The organism is Vreelandella sp. F11 (genome assembly GCF_042466685.1).
Lineage (GTDB): Bacteria > Pseudomonadota > Gammaproteobacteria > Pseudomonadales > Halomonadaceae > Vreelandella.
Map to the genome: position 1 here is coordinate 2,306,365 of NZ_CP170448.1, position 17,037 is coordinate 2,323,401.

The following is a 17,037-nucleotide window of genomic DNA, read 5'->3' on the forward strand; positions in this document are numbered from 1 at the left end:
GCACCGATGAGCAAAGCCTTTCGATTGCAGTCAAAATTTCAGCCAGCTGGCGACCAGCCGGCCGCCATTAAGGGGCTGATCAGTGGCCTGGAATCAGGGCTTGCCCATCAAACACTGCTGGGGGTCACTGGGTCGGGCAAAACCTTCACCATGGCCAACGTGGTGGAACAGCAGCAGCGTCCTACCATTGTGATGGCGCCAAACAAGACGCTTGCGGCCCAGCTGTACGGCGAATTTAAAGCGTTTTTCCCGGATAACGCCGTAGAGTATTTCGTCTCCTACTACGACTACTATCAGCCGGAAGCCTATGTGCCTTCTTCGGATACGTTTATTGAGAAGGATGCCTCAATTAACGACCATATTGAGCAGATGCGGCTCTCCGCCACCAAGGCACTGCTGGAGCGCCGCGATGCGCTGATCGTGGTATCGGTATCGGCGATTTATGGCCTGGGTGATCCTGACCAGTACCTGAAAATGCGTTTGCATTTTACCCGTGGCGAGCTCATTGATCAGCGCGCCTTTCTGCGCCGCTTGGCTGAGCTTCAGTACACTCGCAATGATATGGATTTTCGCCGTGGCACCTACCGTGTGCGTGGTGATGTGATCGATATTTTCCCCGCCGACTCTGATGAAGAGGCGGTGCGGGTGGAGCTGTTCGACAGTGAAATAGATACGATTCGGCTGTTTGATCCGCTCACTGGTGCCGTTCACGGCGAAGTGCCGCGGATGACCATCTACCCCAAATCGCACTATGTTACCCCCCGGGAAACGATCCTGGGCGCCATTGATGCGATTAAAGAGGAACTGAAAGAGCGCCTGGAGTGGATGCGCAAGCATGAGCGTTTGGTGGAGGCTCAGCGCCTTGAACAGCGCACCCTTTACGATATTGAGATGATGCTGGAGTTGGGTTACTGCAACGGTATCGAAAACTACTCCCGTTACCTCTCTGGGCGAGCCCCCGGAGAGCCGCCACCGACGTTCTTCGACTATCTGCCCGATGACGCATTGCTGTTTATCGACGAGTCTCACGTCAGCGTGCCCCAGGTAGGCGGCATGTATAAAGGCGATCGTTCGCGCAAAGAGACATTGGTCGAGTATGGCTTCCGGCTGCCCTCAGCGCTGGATAATCGGCCGATGAAGTTTGAAGAGTGGGAGGCCATTTCCCCGCAAACGATCTTTGTCTCCGCCACCCCCGGGCGTTACGAAGACGAGCATGCCAGCCAGACCGTTGAGCAGGTGGTGCGTCCCACCGGGCTATTGGATCCCGAAATTGAAGTGCGGCCGGCCAGCACTCAGGTAGATGATCTGCTTTCGGAAATTGGTTTGCGCACTGCCGTTGGTGAGCGGGTGCTGGTGACCACGCTAACCAAACGCATGGCGGAAGACCTGACCGAATATTTTGACGAGCACGGCATTCGGGTTCGCTACTTACACTCGGATATCGACACCGTCGAGCGGGTGGAGATTATTCGTGATCTGCGGCTCGGCAAGTTTGATGTGTTGGTAGGCATCAACCTGCTGCGCGAAGGTCTGGATATTCCCGAGGTGTCGCTGGTGGCGATTCTGGATGCGGACAAAGAGGGCTTTCTGCGTGCGGAGCGCTCGCTGATACAGACCATTGGCCGCGCGGCCCGTAACGCCCATGGAAAGGCGATTCTGTATGGTGATCGGATTACCGACTCGATGCGCAAGGCAATTGATGAGACCGAGCGTCGCCGCGCCAAACAGACTGCTCATAACGATGAGCATGGCATTACGCCGACCACCGTGACGCGCTCGGTGGCCGATATACTTGAAGCCGCCCAGGCACCAGGTAAGAAGAGCAGTCGTCGACGCGGCAGCGAGCGTAAAGTCGCGGAGAGCGCTGCAGAGTACGATGTCACCACCATGAGCAATCAAGACTTACTGGGTGCCATCAGTAAGCTTGAGGATGCGATGTTCGAAGCGGCGCAAAACCTCGAGTTTGAAGAGGCGGCGCGGCTTCGCGATCAGCTCCATCAAATGAAAGAAAAACAGTTGGCGCTGGGCTAGCGGTATGCCGGAAGGCCCAGAAATTCGCCGCGCAGCAGATCGCATTGAGCAGCAGATAGGCGGGCGGGTGATCGACGATGCCTGGTTCGCCTTTCCAGAACTTGCCGAGCAGGCAGCATCATTTATGGGCGTTCGGGTTACACGAGTGGATACCTGGGGTAAAGCAATGCTGATCCGGTTTGCCGATCAGCGCGTGCTTTACTCCCACAATCAACTCTATGGTGTTTGGAAGCTGCATAGCGAGGATAAACCACCAAACACCAAGCGAGCGCTGCGGGTTCGATTGAGTGCAGAAGGGCGCTGCGCCAGTCTCTATAGTGCCTCCGATATTTCCCTCTGGCACGCAGAAAATCTCACCGAACACCCTTTCTTGGCACGCCTGGGCCCTGATTTACTGAGCCAAGAGGTGACTTCATCCGATGTGCAGCAGCGGCTCAATTTAAAGCAGTTTCATAAGCGCAGCCTGGGCGCGTTGCTGCTTGATCAGGGGTTTGTTGCTGGGCTGGGAAATTATTTGCGCTCTGAAACTCTGTTCTTCTCCCATCTGCCCCCGAGTGCTCGCCCGGTAGACTTAACCCATGAGCAGCAGCAAACGCTAGCTGACTGCATCATTGGCGTTACCCGCCAAGCCTACCAGGCCGCTGGCGTTACCAATCGGGAGGCCTGGATTGCGCAGGCCAAAGCCGCGGGTGAACCACGCAGGCAGTGGCGTTTTACGGTTTTCGAACGGGCAGGGCTAGAGTGCCACCGCTGTGGAGCGGTGATCGAGCGCAAAATGGTCGGATCGCGACGGCTCTATTTATGTCCAAACTGCCAATCAGCGTGAGTAGCTATTTATACCGTTATCTTGTCTAAAAGTATGGTCTACATCAAGCCTTGTTGAACTAGTCAGACATCCCGTTGAGGAGTGCTGCCGGAGGAGGGCCAATACGGTATACTGGCCTTACGCTAAGACGGCCCCTCCGCCGGTGCGGAAGAGAGCCGCTGACTAGACGATAACCTAGGAGCTATTACTCCATGACCGTGATTCGCCAGGACGACGTTATTCAAAGCGTTGCCGATGCTCTGCAGTACATCTCTTACTACCATCCCAAAGATTTTATCGACGCCATGGCCGCCGCCTACGAGCGCGAAGAGAACCCCGCTGCCAAAGATGCCATCGCTCAGATTTTGATCAACTCTCGTATGTGCGCTACCGGGCACCGCCCGATATGCCAGGATACGGGTATCGTTACCGTGTTCGTTCACGTGGGCATGAACGTTACCTGGGAAGCGGATATGAGCCTGGACGATATGATTAATGAGGGTGTTCGTCGCGCTTATCTGCTGCCCGATAACATTCTGCGTGCGTCGGTGCTGGCGGATCCTGACGGCAAGCGAGCCAACACAAAAGACAACACCCCAGCGATTATTCACCATTCAATCGTGCCCGGTGATACGGTCGATATTCACGTGGCCGCTAAGGGCGGTGGTAGCGAGGCTAAATCCAAGTTTGCCATGCTCAACCCCTCTGACAGCGTGGTTGATTGGGTGATGGAGCAACTGCCGAAGATGGGCGCTGGCTGGTGTCCGCCCGGTATGTTGGGCATTGGTATTGGTGGCACCGCCGAAAAGGCCATGCTGATTGCCAAAGAGGCGCTACTCGATCCCATCGATATTCAGGATCTGCAGGCTCGCGGGCCTAGCAATCGTGCCGAAGAGCTACGTTTAGAGCTGTTTGATAAGGTCAACAAAAGCGGTATCGGTGCCCAAGGGTTAGGGGGCTTAACCACCGTGCTGGATATTAAAGTCAAAGACTATCCAACCCATGCGGCCAACAAGCCGGTAGCGATTATTCCCAACTGCGCGGCGACCCGCCATGCCCACTTTACGCTGGATGGTTCTGGCCCCGCAGCGCTAAAAGCGCCGAAGCTTGAGGATTGGCCGGAAATCACCCGCGAGGCGGGCGAGAACGTCAAACGCGTCAATCTTGATACAGTTACACCTGCAGAGGTCAAAACCTGGCAGCCCGGTGATACGTTGCTATTGAACGGCAAGCTGCTAACCGGCCGCGATGCTGCCCATAAGCGCATGGTCGACATGCTGGCCAAAGGCGAACCGCTACCCGTGGATATGAAAGGTCGCTTTATCTACTACGTCGGTCCGGTTGATCCCATCGGTGACGAAGTCGTTGGGCCTGCTGGCCCAACCACCGCCACGCGGATGGATAAATTTACCCGCACGATGCTGGAAGAGACAGGCCTGTTAGGTATGGTCGGTAAGGCAGAGCGTGGCCAAGCCGCTATCGATGCTATTCGTGATAATGAGGCGGTCTACTTAATGGCGGTAGGTGGCTCAGCTTACCTGGTTGCCCAAGCGATTAAAAAATCACGGGTAGTGGGCTTCGAAGATTTAGGCATGGAAGCTATCTACGAATTTGAAGTTGAAGATATGCCGGTGACCGTAGCGGTTGATAGCCTGGGCACATCGGTACATCAAACCGGTCCTGCGAAGTGGAAAGAGATTATTGCCCAATCGGCGTAATGGAGTGGTAAGGTTGGTTAGGCTTTGAATGCATAGGTTTCTAACCGCATAAAGGCCTCGCTGTCAGCGAGGCCTTGTTCTTTGTGAGGGCTTTATAAGGACGCCGCTATGACCTCCTGGTTGCTAGGGACTGGCATCTTATTGATACACGTGATGGGTATCGTTTCGGCCATTATGGCGCTGATGTCCAGCCGTACCTCTCAGGGGGCTGTGGCATGGATCATATCGCTGCTGACGTTCCCCTATATTGCGCTGCCCGCTTACTGGTTTTTCGGGCGGCCGCGATTCTATGGTTATGTGTCAGCCCGTGGCCAGCGGGACACCGTGCTACGGCGGGTGCTGGTACGCTACCGAGCTAATGTGCAGCCCTACGTTGCGCCCTCTCCAAATGCGGATATTCAGGCGGTTGAACAGCTCGCCATGATGCCGCTCACCCATGGCAACCAAGCGACACTGCTGATTGATGGGCCTGCAACCTTTGACAGCCTATTTGATGGCATTGAGCGCGCTGAACAGTATGTATTGGTACAGTTTTTTATTGTCCGCAACGATACGCTTGGCCAACGCCTGAAACAGCATTTGCAGCGTGCTGCTCGGCGCGGTGTACGGGTCTATTTTCTTTATGATGAGGTGGGGAGCCGTAAACTAGCCGATAGCTACCTCAATGATTTAATTAGCGATGGAGTGGCCGTGAGTGCCTTTCGCTCATCGCGAGGCCTTAAACACCGCTTTCAGCTCAACTTCCGCAACCATCGCAAAGTGACTGTCATTGATGGCAAAGAGGGCTGGGTAGGAGGCTTTAATGTGGGGGTCGAGTACCTGGGAGAGAACCCACGCCATGGAGCATGGCGGGATACCCACCTCAAGCTCGAAGGGCCTAGCGTGCTGGGTTTACAGGAAGCCTTTTGGGAGGATTGGCACTGGGCCACTGATGAAGTGATCAGCTTGAACTGGATAGCGAATACCGTTGCTACCACGATTGATCATCACGTGGTGATTGTGCCCTCGGGGCCCGCTGATCGCCAGGACACTGCCAGCCTGCTTGTTCAACAGGTGATCCATAGCGCAAAGCAGCGGCTGTGGGTAACCAGCCCCTATTTTGTTCCCGACCAGGGAGTTCAGGACGCGCTGCGCCTTGCGGCAATGCGCGGTGTCGACGTACGGGTAATGATTCCAGAGCGACCAGACCACTTGTTAGTTTTCCTCTCGGCGTTCTCATTCCTACCCGATATGTTAAGGGCGGGGGTTAAAATATACCGTTATCTCCCCGGCTTTTTACATCAAAAAGTCATACTCGTAGATAGCCATGCAGCGACGGTGGGCACCGTCAATTTAGATAACCGCTCTTTTCGGTTAAATTTTGAGATTACCGCGTTTATACCAAGCCACGATTTTGCGGCCAGCGTCGAAGAGATGCTGGAAAAAGACTTTTCACACTGCCGTCGTGTCACCATCGATGAAATCAATCAGCGTCCGGTGTGGATGAAAGTCGTCTCGCGCGCGGCCTATTTAATGGCCCCGGTTCAATAGATACGTCAGCCTAGAAGGAAAACAAATATGCGTGAAAGTAGAGTGAGACAAGGAGTCATGGGGTGAATCTCGAAACAAAATGGCTGGAAGATTTTGTAGCGCTGGCCAATACGCGCAGCTTTTCCGCGTCAGCACGCCAGCGGCATGTAACCCAACCGGCCTTCAGTCGCCGTATCCGGGCATTGGAGCAGGCCGTTGATGTCACGCTAGTGGATCGCTCGACTACCCCCGTGGGATTAACGCCAGAAGGGCAGCTTTTTTTGGTCACTGCCCGCAATCTGGTCGAACAGTTAAACGAGTCGCTTAGTCATTTACGGGGACTTTCCATCGCCAATGAGGCGCTGGATATTGTCGCGGCACACTCTCTGGCATTGAGTTTTTATCCACCTTGGATTTCTCGCCTGCAGCAGGGCTTGGGCGAGTTGCCGACCCGCTTGGTCGCCATGAATGTGGGCGAAGCGATTCATGTGCTGCGGGAGGGCAACTGCGATCTGATGCTCGCTTATTACGACCCCTTTGCGACAATGCAATTGGATGCTGAAGTGTTTCCCTCTTTTTCGATTGGTAAGGTTAATATGCTGCCCGTTTCGTTGCCAGACGAGCGTGGGAAAGCTAAGTTCTCACTCCAGCACGACACCTCCATTCCCTATCTTTCCTATACCCAGGGAGCTTTCTTGGGTCGCAGTGTGCGCATGCTGTTGAAGAATGATCCGTTGCGTATGAAGCTGCGTACGGTCTATGAAACGGCCATGGCCGAAGGCCTAAAGGGGATGGTTTTACAGGGCGTTGGCGTGGCGTGGATACCTGATTTCTGTATTCGCGAAGAGCTAAAAAGCGGCCGATTGGTGAGGGCAGGTGACCCAAGCTGGGATATTCCCCTGGAAATTCGCTTATACCGCTGCTCCATGGTGCATAAACCAGGCGTGGAGCGTTTATGGCGCCAGATGATGAAGCTGCCGCGGGATTTTCTTCAGGCCTAATGGGTGAATTGTGAATTGTGAATTGTGAATTGTAGAAGTCTATCCACTGCCAAAATCGGCGGGAAGTCCCAGGAAGTTCTGAATAATAAAAAAGTGATCTTCGAACAGGCTGTCCGGCTCAAGGTCGGCAAGCGCTACCCAGCGTGCATGATCGCCGCCTTTGACAGGTTTTAGGCGCGGCAATTGCTGGTCAGGGCGTAGCGCAAAGTAGAAAGCTTCCGCCAGGGTACGTCCGCGCCAACTGCGGTGGGGCTCATCAAATAGCCGCTGGCCGCGCAGTGAGCCTTTGAGCACAGGCTCAGGAACCTTCAAGCGTATACGTTCGCGAAGCTCACGCAAGCAAGCATCCAGCAGCCGTTCGTGGGGGTTAATAAATCCCCCGGGCAGGGCATAAAGACCTTTGCCCGGTGCCGCCGTGCGTCTTACCAACAGCACATGTCCCGACTGTACGACCACCGCATTGACCGTGACAAAAATAGGCGGGTAGGGCGCATGGGCCCAGGCTTGGCGATACTGATCCAGTAACTGTTGCTCTTCCAGCAGTTGCTGGTAGGCACGCCCATGACAAAAGTGCTTCACACTCTCCACCACGCCCGGCGGTAAATCGTGGTAAGCGCCAGTGCTCAGGTAATCATCCGTCGAACTGGGGGAGCGAAATAGGCGCTCGCGGATCTGACTGGCTGAAATACCCTCCACCGACGGCACGCTGACTGACTCCCACTGGGGGAACAGTGAAAGGTAGTAGCTGGATTGGCCGCGGCTGGCCCCGATCAAGCCAATACGGGGAAGACGGGCATTGGCAGGCGTAGCCAGGTCACGCACCTTGCGCTGCACATCGCGCACCCAAACATCGTCATTATAGAGGGCATCGAGTAATGGGGTAATTTCCAGACGTTGATTATCCGCGTCATCAAATCCTGCCCGCAGCATGGCTTGACGCTCATCGAATCGCCAGGGGTTACGCAGTGAGCGGGCCTGCCAAGAGGAGCCGACCAGCACGATGACCTGCCGCGCGCGCTTAAGCGCCTCCCTAATAATCGCCAGGTGCCCCAAATGTGGTGGCTGAAAACGACCGATAAACACCAAACAGTCGAAGTCGCAGGCAGTCGCGGAGTGCGGAGTGTCAGTGGCCATCCAAGCTTCCTTTTTCGTTTGGTGATCTCAGAGATGCAACCTACCAGAAAACTGCGCTAAACGCTGTGGTTAGGTATGCTAGATGTTGATAACGTCTATAAAACGCCCCGATCCCTAGCATCGGTACCCAGCACACAGGGAGTGAATATGATTAAACGCGCCGCTATCTTCTGGTGGAAAGTAGTGCAAGACGCCACGTCACTATGGTTAGAGCGAAATGCCTTTAGCTACGCGGGATCGCTAGCGTTTTATACGCTTTTCTCCTTGGCGCCTACTATTATTATCGCTGTCACCGTGATTGGTGTTGTGATGGGAGAAGAGGCGGCTCAGGGGCAAATCGTAGCGCAACTGCAAGGTACCTTAGGGGTTGACGCAGCTGTCGCTATTCAAGACGCCGTCGCTCAGTCGAGGATTGAGGAGTCGGGTATCCTACCAACCCTATTGGGCGTAGGGGCTCTATTAATTGGTGCAACAACCGTTTTTGCTCAGATGCAGTTTTCCCTCAATACCATTTGGGGCGTAACGGCAAAGCCGACCTCCAACAGTGTGTTGTTGTTTATTAAAAATCGGTTGCTGTCGTTAACGGTGGTTCTCTCCATCGGTTTTATACTCCTGGTGTCGCTGGTATTGGGTGTCGTATTGCGCGGTATGCTTCAGGCCGCCGATAATCTGGTGCCTTATGCCAGCTTATTAACAACATCGATTGAGTCGCTGGTTTCGCTGGGGGTTGTCACCTTGCTATTTGCCACCATTTTCAAAGTACTGCCCGATGTTGTGCTGCGCTGGCAGGATGTATTAATTGGTGCTGTGGTGACGGCCGTGCTGTTTACCATTGGACGCAGTGTGATTGCCATTTACCTGGCATATACGGCAACAGCATCCACCTATGGCGCCGCCGGGTCGGTGGTTATGATTCTGCTATGGGTCTACTACAGTTCATTAATACTGTTGTTTGGGGCGGCGTTCACCCGCTCATTGCTACTGCGTCGTGGCCGCCCGTTGATACCGCGCAATAGTGCCGTCATTGTCAAACGCGAGTTTGTTTAACACTACATTTACAAGCGAAAAGTAGAGAGGTGTGTATGAGCGATTGCTGCGTACGTGCTCTTGTCACTGGCAAGGTGCAGGGTGTCTGGTACCGCCGTGCGACCCAAGAGAAAGCTCTTCAACATAGCCTCACCGGATATGCCAAAAATTTGCCCGATGGCCGCGTTGAGGTATTGATGTGCGGTCACTCTGACGGAGTCAAGCAGCTAAGTGAATGGCTATGGCAAGGCTCGGAAGGTGCACAGGTAACCCATGTGGAGCTCGAGGTGTTGGAGAGTTGCCACGCCCCGAGCCACTTTGCTACCCAGTAAGGCTTGTTAGGAACCTCTGATTAGAGTCGACCAGAATTCTATTTAGCGCCTTCCCATTCAAGAATATTGTTAGCCGTTAGGCTAACAATATTCTGTCTTGCCTCCGGAGTGATCCAGGCATTGTGAGGCGTAACAATCAAGTTGAGCGGCTCGCTGAGCGCATCCAGTAGTGGGTGGCCGTCTCTGGGCGGCTCGGCGGGCAGAACGTCAACGCCCAATCCCCCCAACTTGCCATTGCGCAACGCCGCTAACGCGGCCACTTCATCGATAACCCCGCCACGGGCGCAGTTGATCAATAGTAGCGAGGTTTTGGCGCGCGCTAAGCGCTCTTGGTTGATCAAGTGCTTTGTGGCCTCGCTTAACGGGCAGTGCAGGCTGATAACATCAGCCTCCGGTAGCAGGTCATCCAGGGCAGGGCGCTTATCATTCGCCTCATTGCCGGGGCGAGCAGCAAAGGTAACGTGCATGCCAAAGGCCTCGGCCAAACGGGCTACTTCAGAGCCCAGTTCACCTTGGCCGACCATCACTAGCTGTTTGCCGGAGAGCTGTAGCGTCGGGTAATCCTGCAAGCAGAAGAAGGCGCTGCGCTGCCACTCGCCTGCGGCGACGTCACGTTGATAGAGAGGAAGTCGATTGGCTAATGCGAGCATTAGCATCAAGGTGTGTTGAGAAACGCTGGCCGTGCCGTAAGCCGCTACGTTCTTAACTTCAATATTGTGCTCTTTAGCGGCCTCAAGATCGATATTATTAAGGCCTGTCGCCAATACACATATGAGTTGCAGTTTAGGCAGTTGCTGGAGTGTCTCAGCGTCCAGTACTACCTTGTTGACGATCGCGATATCAGCGTTGGCAAGTCGTTCCCGTGCTTGTTGAGTCGTGCTTTGCTCAAACACTTCAAGGTGCGAAACCGTCTCTTTAATGGCGGTCAAGTTGATCTCAGGGCCGAGGCTTTCCGCATCCAGTATCACCGCATTGGGCATTTTCTTCTCTCCATTAACTGCAGGGGGCTGTATAACCTTGCTCGTCAGGGGGCACAAAAGGGTATAATGGCGGCGCTTTATCAACCGCAGCCTTGGAATTTATCCCGACTGGCCACATATTGCAGACTGGCAGCGTTTGTGTTCGCTACTGTTCTCTCTTTTCAGAACTGGGCCTGGTAGAGCTGAGTCATTCAGAGCTGGGTCTGGTAAAACTGAGTCATTAGAACTGAGTATTTCAGAACTGAGCTTGTCAGGGTTAAGCTTATTAGGAGTCATTAAGATGCCCATCTATGAATATGAGTGCAAGGCCTGCGGCCATCGCATGGAGAAATTGCAGAAAATTAGCGCTGATCCTCTCAAGGATTGCCCCGCATGCCAAAGCGATGGCTTGGAAAGGCTAGTCTCGGCAGCGGGTTTCCGCTTGGCCGGCGGCGGTTGGTACGAAACCGATTTCAAAACGGGTAGCAAAAAGAACCTGGTCGCTGATGGCAAAACTGCCTCTGCAGATGCCGGTAAATCAAGTGATTCCAGCGCTACCGCTAAGAGCGCTACTCCCAAAGACAAGGGCGCCGCGGCATAGCCGCGGTAGTCAGGGTCGGGACGCCCGCGACACACTCATTGCCACGAAACAGAACAGGATTTGACATGCGCAGCCATTATTGCGGCCAGCTAAACGAAACTTTGGTGGATCAAACGGTTACGGTATGCGGATGGGTTCATCGCCGCCGTGATCACGGTGGGGTAATTTTCCTTGATATGCGCGATCGCGACGGCATCGCGCAGTTCGTGGTCGACCCTGATACCGCCGAGGCGTTCGCGAATGCCGACCGTGCCCGCAGTGAATTTGTCCTGCGTATCACCGGTCGCGTTCGGCTGCGTCCAGAGGGCACCCAAAACCCCAACATGCCAACGGGCATGATTGAGGTATTGGCAAAAGAGGTTGAAGTACTCAATACCGCCGTTACTCCGCCATTCCAGTTGGATGAGCATGGTAAAGTCGGCGAAGAAGTGCGCTTAAAGCATCGCTATATCGATCTGCGTCGCCCGGATATGATCGAAAAGCTGCGTTTGCGCTCGCGTATTTCGCATACCGTGCGTGCCTATCTCGAAAACCAGGGTTTTCTGGATATCGAAACGCCTGTACTTACCCGTGCTACGCCTGAAGGTGCCCGCGATTATCTGGTGCCTAGCCGTACCCACGCGGGGAGTTTCTTCGCGCTGCCCCAGTCGCCTCAGCTATTTAAACAACTGTTGATGGTGGCGGGGTTTGATCGCTACTACCAAATTGCCAAGTGCTTCCGCGATGAAGACCTACGCGCCGACCGTCAGCCTGAGTTCACTCAGATTGATATCGAGGCGTCGTTTGTGGAAGAGAGCGACATCATGGGTATTACCGAAGCCATGATTCGTCAACTGTTTCAGGAAGTGCTTAAAGTAGAATTGCCGGAATTTCCGCGGATGACCTGGCAGGAAGCGATGGATCGTTTCGGTTCCGATAAGCCGGATTTGCGTATCCCGCTGGAACTGACCGACGTGGACGACCTGATGCAACAAGTCGACTTCAAGGTCTTCTCTGGCCCTGCCAGCGCTGATGATGGTCGCGTCGCAGCGCTGAAAGTGCCCGGCGGTGCCAAGTTGTCGCGTAAAGAGATCGACGAGTACACCAAGTTTGTCGGCATCTACGGTGCCAAAGGCTTGGCGTGGATCAAGGTCAACGAGCGTGCTAAAGGGCTTGAGGGTCTGCAATCGCCGATCGTTAAGTTTATGGAAAACATCGTTGAAGAGCTGCTCGACCGCGTGGGTGCAGAAGATGGTGACATTATCTTCTTCGGCGCCGATAAAGCACGTATCGTCAACGAAGCCATTGGCGCGCTGCGCGTTAAGCTAGGCGCCGATCTGGAGCTCTACACCCAGGAGTGGGCGCCGCTGTGGGTGGTCGACTTCCCGATGTTCGAAGCCGACGACAATGGTCGCCTAAGCCCGCTGCACCACCCCTTCACCGCACCTTCCTGCACACCGGAAGAGCTGAAAGCAGACCCGGCAAGTGCGCTTTCGCGTGCTTATGATATGGTGCTCAACGGTACCGAATTGGGCGGTGGTTCTATTCGTATTCACGACCAAACCATGCAGAGCACGGTGTTTGAGATCCTGGGCATCGGCGAAGAAGAGGCCCAAGAGAAATTCGGCTTCCTGCTGGACGCGCTGCAGTACGGTGCGCCACCCCATGGTGGTTTGGCCTTTGGCTTGGATCGTCTGGTTATGCTGATGGTCGGCGCCAAAACGATTCGTGAAGTGATCGCCTTCCCGAAAACCCAAAGCGCTGCCTGTTTGATGACCAACGCGCCGGGCGAAGTCAGCCCCGATCAGTTGAAAGATTTGAACATCCGTCTTCGTCAGAAAGTCAAAGCGGAAACAGCCGCCGAATAAGACGGTTGATTCGCTGCCTAACACCGACGCCACGGCGTCGGTGTTTTTGTAGGTTACTAAGTAAAACGCTGACATGAGCATTGATGCTATGGATCCAACACCGTCGGCCCTACCAATCCGCATACTGGGTATTGATCCCGGCTCTCGGGTGACTGGCTATGGGGTGATCGATGTGGTCGGGGTTAAACCTTGCTATGTGGCAAGTGGCTGTATTCGCACTGCAGAAGGGGCTTTAGAGCAGCGTTTAGCGCAAATCTACGCCGGTCTAAGTGAAGTCGTCGGTTTACATCGTCCCTCTCAAGTCGCCATTGAGCGGGTATTTATGGCCAAGAACCCCGATTCTGCGCTCAAACTGGGGCAGGCGAGGGGAGCAGCAATGGTGTGTATGGCTAACCACGGCTTGAGCCTCGCCGAGTACGCTGCGCGGCAGATAAAGCAGGCGGTGACTGGCCAGGGCGGCGCGGATAAAGAGCAGGTGCAGCATATGGTGACCGCTATTCTGCAGCTCTCTGCTACTCCCCAAGCTGACGCCGCCGACGCGTTAGCCATTGCGTTAACCCATGCTTATAACGGTGCTGTGTTTAGCAGCCATGGCTTGCCCGCCGCGCCATCTCGGGGCCGCCGTCGCTCAACCGGACGCTGGCGGCTTTAATTCCCGCTGTACCGGTGGCTGAACTACTGGTCACCTGTACAGAGTCGCTTTATAGTAACCCTCTGTTTTTGACTCTACTGTTTTTCACTTTTTTCACCCGGTGCGAGCAAATTTATGATTGGACGTCTGAGTGGCCAGCTAGTGGCAAAGCAACCTCCCTGGATTGTGATCGATGTTCACGGTGTAGGTTACGAGCTGGAAACCTCGATGAATACGCTGGTTGCACTTCCTGCACTGAACGAGAGCGTTTCGTTATTCACTCATCTGACCATTCGTGATGACGCCCACCTACTGTATGGGTTTGGCCGGGAGCACGAGCGTGCGCTGTTTCGTGCCTTGATCAAGGTCAATGGTGTCGGGCCCAAGCTAGCACTCGCCATACTGTCGGGTATGGACGAAGACGCCTTTATGCGCTGCGTGCGTGATGACGACAGTAAAGCGCTGACAACGCTGCCAGGAGTGGGTAAGAAAACCGCTGAACGGTTGATAATTGAAATGCGCGACCGCTTCCCAGAGTGGGAAGACGGCAGCAACGCGCTACTCCCCCTTGAAGCAACCAATGGTCGTGCCTCTGCCCGCAATAATCTTGCCGATGCGGAAGCCGCTTTGGTTAGCTTGGGATATAAACTGACTGAGGCATCGAAAATGCTCGCCGACATCGACCCCAATCAGTCCACTGAAGCGCTGATTAAGGCCGCACTGACCCAGCGCATGGGCGGCTAAGCCCTTTTTGAATCGCCATTAAAGAAGAGCACCTATGTTAGAACACGATCGGCTGATCGCCGCTGAGCCTGAACAGGGAGAGGGGCGCATTGACTACGCTATTCGCCCCAAGCGGCTGGATGACTATATTGGCCAGCCGCGCGTGCGTGAACAACTGGAAATCTTTATCGGCGCCGCCCGGCTGCGCGAAGAGAGCCTGGATCACACCCTGGTATTTGGTCCCCCAGGGCTAGGTAAAACGACCCTCGCGCATATTATTGCCACCGAGATGGGCGTCGGTATGAAGTCGACTTCCGGACCGGTGCTTGAACGTGCGGGCGACTTAGCCGCCATGCTGACGAATTTAGAGCCTGGCGACGTACTCTTTATCGATGAAATTCATCGCCTGTCACCGGTGGTGGAGGAAGTGCTCTACCCGGCCATGGAGGATTTTCAGCTCGATATCATGATAGGCGAAGGGCCAGCAGCGCGTTCGATCAAGCTGGATCTCCCCCGCTTCACCCTGGTAGGGGCCACCACCCGGGCAGGGCTATTAACCTCCCCGCTGCGTGACCGCTTTGGTATCGTTCAACGGCTTGAATTTTATAATCTTGAAGAGCTGACGGAAATTGTCTCGCGTTCGGCGCGCCTGTTAGGCGTTGAAACCAGCCATGATGGTGCCATTGAAGTCGCGAGACGTTCTCGTGGCACGCCGCGAATTGCCAATCGATTGCTACGCCGGGTGCGGGATTACGCCGAAATGAAAGGTAACGGCATGGTCGATGTCGCCATGGCCGATGCGGCGCTCAATATGCTCAACGTGGATCACCACGGTTTAGATCATATGGATCGGCGGCTACTGCTGGCCATGATCGATAAGTTTGATGGTGGGCCAGTGGGCATTGACTCACTTGCCGCTGCCATCAGTGAGGAGCGTGACACCATCGAAGATGTCATTGAACCCTATCTCATTCAACAGGGCTTAATGATGCGCACCCCCCGGGGCCGGGTAGTGACCCGCCAGGCGTGGTTGCACTTTGAGCGAGTGCCCCACGAGCAGGCAACCGATATGGAAGGAGAGCGCCGTCCGTGAGTGGCAACAGCATAAGTGAAAGCTATCGCCTGCCGCTGCGCGTTTATATGGAAGATACTGACGCAGGCGGTATTGTCTACTACGTTAACTACTTGAAGTTTATGGAGCGTGCTCGCAGCGAATGGCTTCGCCAGTTGGGCCTTAATCAGCAAACGCTGCTAGACGAAGGGACACAGCTAGTGGTATACCGCTTGGCCTGCCACTACGCGAAACCGGCCTCCCTAGACGACGCGTTGGAAATTAGTGCCCGCGTGGCTGAAGTGGGGCGCTGCCGGATGACGTTTGAACAGCAAGTTTGGCGTGGAGAGGAACTCCTTTGCTCTGCCACAGTCGAGATAGCTTGCTTGAGCAGCGAGCGTTTACGGCCAAAGCCATGGCCTGCATCGCTTAAAGTTTTGACTCGGGCCTCTTAATTAAGAGGTCACTCACTGCGTCGGCAATCCCGACCCTAATAGATTGATGAGGGCACCTGTGAACGATAACACCATGTCCATTCCCCATTTGATAATGAATGCCAGTACTGTGGTGCAACTGGTAATGCTGCTACTGCTGGTGGGGTCGATCCTCTCGTGGATAGTGATTTTTCAGCGCAGTATTGCGCTGAGCCGTGCTAAAAAAGAGTACAACCAGTTTGAGGAGTCTTTTTGGTCTGGTGTCGACTTAAACGAGCTCTACCGTGAGATCCCGGCCGATGACCCGCGCCATGGCGCCGAACATATTTTTCAAGCCGGTTTTCGCGAGTTTAACCGTTTGATGCCTAAAACCCGTGATCCGGATACCGTGCTGGAGGGTGTTCAACGCAGCATGCGGGTCGCGTGGTCACGGGAAGAGGATCGCTTAACTCAACACTTGGTGTTTCTTGCCACAGTTGCCTCGGCCAGCCCCTATATCGGCCTGTTCGGCACTGTGTGGGGGATTATGGGCTCTTTCCAGGCGCTGTCGCTAACCCAGCAAGCGACCCTTGCCACCGTGGCTCCCTGGATTGCTGAAGCGCTTATTGCCACCGCCATGGGCCTATTTGCGGCGATTCCAGCGGTCATTTTCTATAACCGTCTTTCCAACTCATCTTCTCGCCTGCTGGGCAAATATGAAGACTTTGCCGAAGAGTTTCACGCTATCCTGCACCGCAACTTGCAAGGTCGTGACGGCAAACCGAGCGCCAGCTAAGGGAGAGAGCCATGCAAGGACCATTCAATCGTAGCGGTAAAAGCAAGCCAATGGCGGAGATTAATGTTGTCCCCTTCATTGACATCATGTTGGTACTGCTGGTGGTCTTTATGATCACCGCGCCCATGCTGACCCAGGGCGTGCAAGTTGAGTTGCCGCAAGTCACTTCCCAGCCCATTGATACCCAGGAAGATAATGACCCTATCGTTATTTCAGTCGATAGCAATGGTGGGTATTTCATTACGCTGGGGGAAGACTCCACCTCGGTCACGCTGGAGGAGATGTCGTCACGAGTGACCACAATTCTTGACCGGCGTCCAGGTACGCCGGTCATGGTTCGTGGTGACCGCAACGTGGCCTACGGGCAGATCGTCGTATTGATGAGCACTCTGCAAGGCGCCGGCGTTGCTAACGTGGGGCTGCTTTCTGAGCCGCCGCAAGATGGGTAAGGGCAAGGCGC

The 17,037-nt window shown here is 54.7% G+C and carries 17 protein-coding genes; 15 read left to right on the top strand and 2 right to left on the bottom strand.

Translation table 11 applies throughout. The features are described 5' to 3' along the window. The first annotated feature begins 6 nt into the window (after window positions 1-6). From uvrB to ACFIOZ_RS10500, 5 genes are all read left to right on the top strand, one after another. Window positions 7-2,031, top strand: coding sequence for an excinuclease ABC subunit UvrB (gene uvrB, locus ACFIOZ_RS10480; RefSeq protein ID WP_386083796.1), 2,025 nt, complete (start codon window positions 7-9; stop codon window positions 2,029-2,031). Window positions 2,032-2,035: 4 nt separating this feature from the next. Continuing rightward, window positions 2,036-2,857: an endonuclease VIII gene (gene nei, locus ACFIOZ_RS10485; protein ID WP_386083798.1), complete on the top strand. Its 822-nt coding sequence runs from the start codon at window positions 2,036-2,038 to the stop codon at window positions 2,855-2,857. 191 nt (window positions 2,858-3,048) lie between these two features. Beyond that, complete coding sequence (locus ACFIOZ_RS10490) at window positions 3,049-4,554, top strand: fumarate hydratase (RefSeq protein WP_211594305.1); 1,506 nt, start codon at window positions 3,049-3,051, stop codon at window positions 4,552-4,554. Between the two features lie 108 nt (window positions 4,555-4,662). Next, window positions 4,663-6,084, top strand: coding sequence for a cardiolipin synthase (cls, locus tag ACFIOZ_RS10495; RefSeq protein WP_386083799.1), 1,422 nt, complete (start codon window positions 4,663-4,665; stop codon window positions 6,082-6,084). A 62-nt stretch (window positions 6,085-6,146) separates the two neighbouring features. Then, window positions 6,147-7,064, top strand: coding sequence for a LysR substrate-binding domain-containing protein (locus ACFIOZ_RS10500; RefSeq protein ID WP_088701478.1), 918 nt, complete (start codon window positions 6,147-6,149; stop codon window positions 7,062-7,064). Window positions 7,065-7,103: 39 nt separating this feature from the next. Here ACFIOZ_RS10500 and ACFIOZ_RS10505 read toward each other — a convergent pair whose 3' ends face one another. After that, window positions 7,104-8,198, bottom strand: coding sequence for a bifunctional nicotinamide-nucleotide adenylyltransferase/Nudix hydroxylase (locus ACFIOZ_RS10505; protein ID WP_386083801.1), 1,095 nt, complete (start codon window positions 8,196-8,198; stop codon window positions 7,104-7,106). A 147-nt stretch (window positions 8,199-8,345) separates the two neighbouring features. Between ACFIOZ_RS10505 and ACFIOZ_RS10510 the strand changes: the two genes are divergently transcribed. Both ACFIOZ_RS10510 and ACFIOZ_RS10515 read left to right on the top strand, forming a co-directional pair. Further along, window positions 8,346-9,245 carry a YihY/virulence factor BrkB family protein gene (locus ACFIOZ_RS10510; RefSeq protein ID WP_386083803.1) on the top strand — a complete coding sequence of 300 codons (900 nt, stop codon included), beginning with the start codon at window positions 8,346-8,348 and terminating at the stop codon, window positions 9,243-9,245. A 35-nt stretch (window positions 9,246-9,280) separates the two neighbouring features. Then, window positions 9,281-9,556 carry an acylphosphatase gene (locus ACFIOZ_RS10515; protein ID WP_386083805.1) on the top strand — a complete coding sequence of 92 codons (276 nt, stop codon included), beginning with the start codon at window positions 9,281-9,283 and terminating at the stop codon, window positions 9,554-9,556. A 38-nt stretch (window positions 9,557-9,594) separates the two neighbouring features. Here the strand turns inward: ACFIOZ_RS10515 and ACFIOZ_RS10520 are convergent, their stop codons facing one another. Then, window positions 9,595-10,536 carry a D-2-hydroxyacid dehydrogenase gene (locus ACFIOZ_RS10520; protein WP_386083807.1) on the bottom strand — a complete coding sequence of 314 codons (942 nt, stop codon included), beginning with the start codon at window positions 10,534-10,536 and terminating at the stop codon, window positions 9,595-9,597. A gap of 280 nt (window positions 10,537-10,816) precedes the next feature. Here ACFIOZ_RS10520 and ACFIOZ_RS10525 point away from each other — a divergent pair, with 280 nt between their 5' ends. The 8 genes from ACFIOZ_RS10525 (at window position 10,817) to tolR (ending at window position 17,026) form a co-directional block, all read left to right on the top strand. After that, window positions 10,817-11,116 (top strand): FmdB family zinc ribbon protein, encoded by a 300-nt coding sequence (locus ACFIOZ_RS10525; RefSeq protein WP_088701473.1) that lies wholly within the window; start codon window positions 10,817-10,819, stop codon window positions 11,114-11,116. A 65-nt stretch (window positions 11,117-11,181) separates the two neighbouring features. Further along, window positions 11,182-12,963 (top strand): aspartate--tRNA ligase, encoded by a 1,782-nt coding sequence (gene aspS / locus ACFIOZ_RS10530; protein ID WP_088701472.1) that lies wholly within the window; start codon window positions 11,182-11,184, stop codon window positions 12,961-12,963. An 88-nt stretch (window positions 12,964-13,051) separates the two neighbouring features. Beyond that, entirely contained in the window at window positions 13,052-13,615 is a 564-nt protein-coding gene (gene ruvC / locus ACFIOZ_RS10535; protein ID WP_386084050.1) for a crossover junction endodeoxyribonuclease RuvC, read from the top strand. Window positions 13,616-13,729: 114 nt separating this feature from the next. Continuing rightward, window positions 13,730-14,338: a Holliday junction branch migration protein RuvA gene (gene ruvA / locus ACFIOZ_RS10540; protein WP_386083809.1), complete on the top strand. Its 609-nt coding sequence runs from the start codon at window positions 13,730-13,732 to the stop codon at window positions 14,336-14,338. A gap of 34 nt (window positions 14,339-14,372) precedes the next feature. Next, a complete protein-coding gene (ruvB, locus tag ACFIOZ_RS10545) occupies window positions 14,373-15,410 on the top strand; it encodes a Holliday junction branch migration DNA helicase RuvB (protein WP_211594314.1) in 1,038 nt (345 codons plus the stop codon). Then, window positions 15,407-15,823, top strand: coding sequence for a tol-pal system-associated acyl-CoA thioesterase (gene ybgC / locus ACFIOZ_RS10550; protein WP_386083812.1), 417 nt, complete (start codon window positions 15,407-15,409; stop codon window positions 15,821-15,823). The genes ruvB and ybgC overlap by 4 nt, the downstream gene beginning before the upstream one ends. 58 nt (window positions 15,824-15,881) lie before the next feature. Next, entirely contained in the window at window positions 15,882-16,577 is a 696-nt protein-coding gene (gene tolQ, locus ACFIOZ_RS10555) for a protein TolQ (RefSeq protein WP_386083814.1), read from the top strand. A gap of 11 nt (window positions 16,578-16,588) precedes the next feature. Continuing rightward, a complete protein-coding gene (gene tolR / locus ACFIOZ_RS10560; protein WP_386083816.1) occupies window positions 16,589-17,026 on the top strand; it encodes a protein TolR in 438 nt (145 codons plus the stop codon). Window positions 17,027-17,037: the final 11 nt, after the last annotated feature.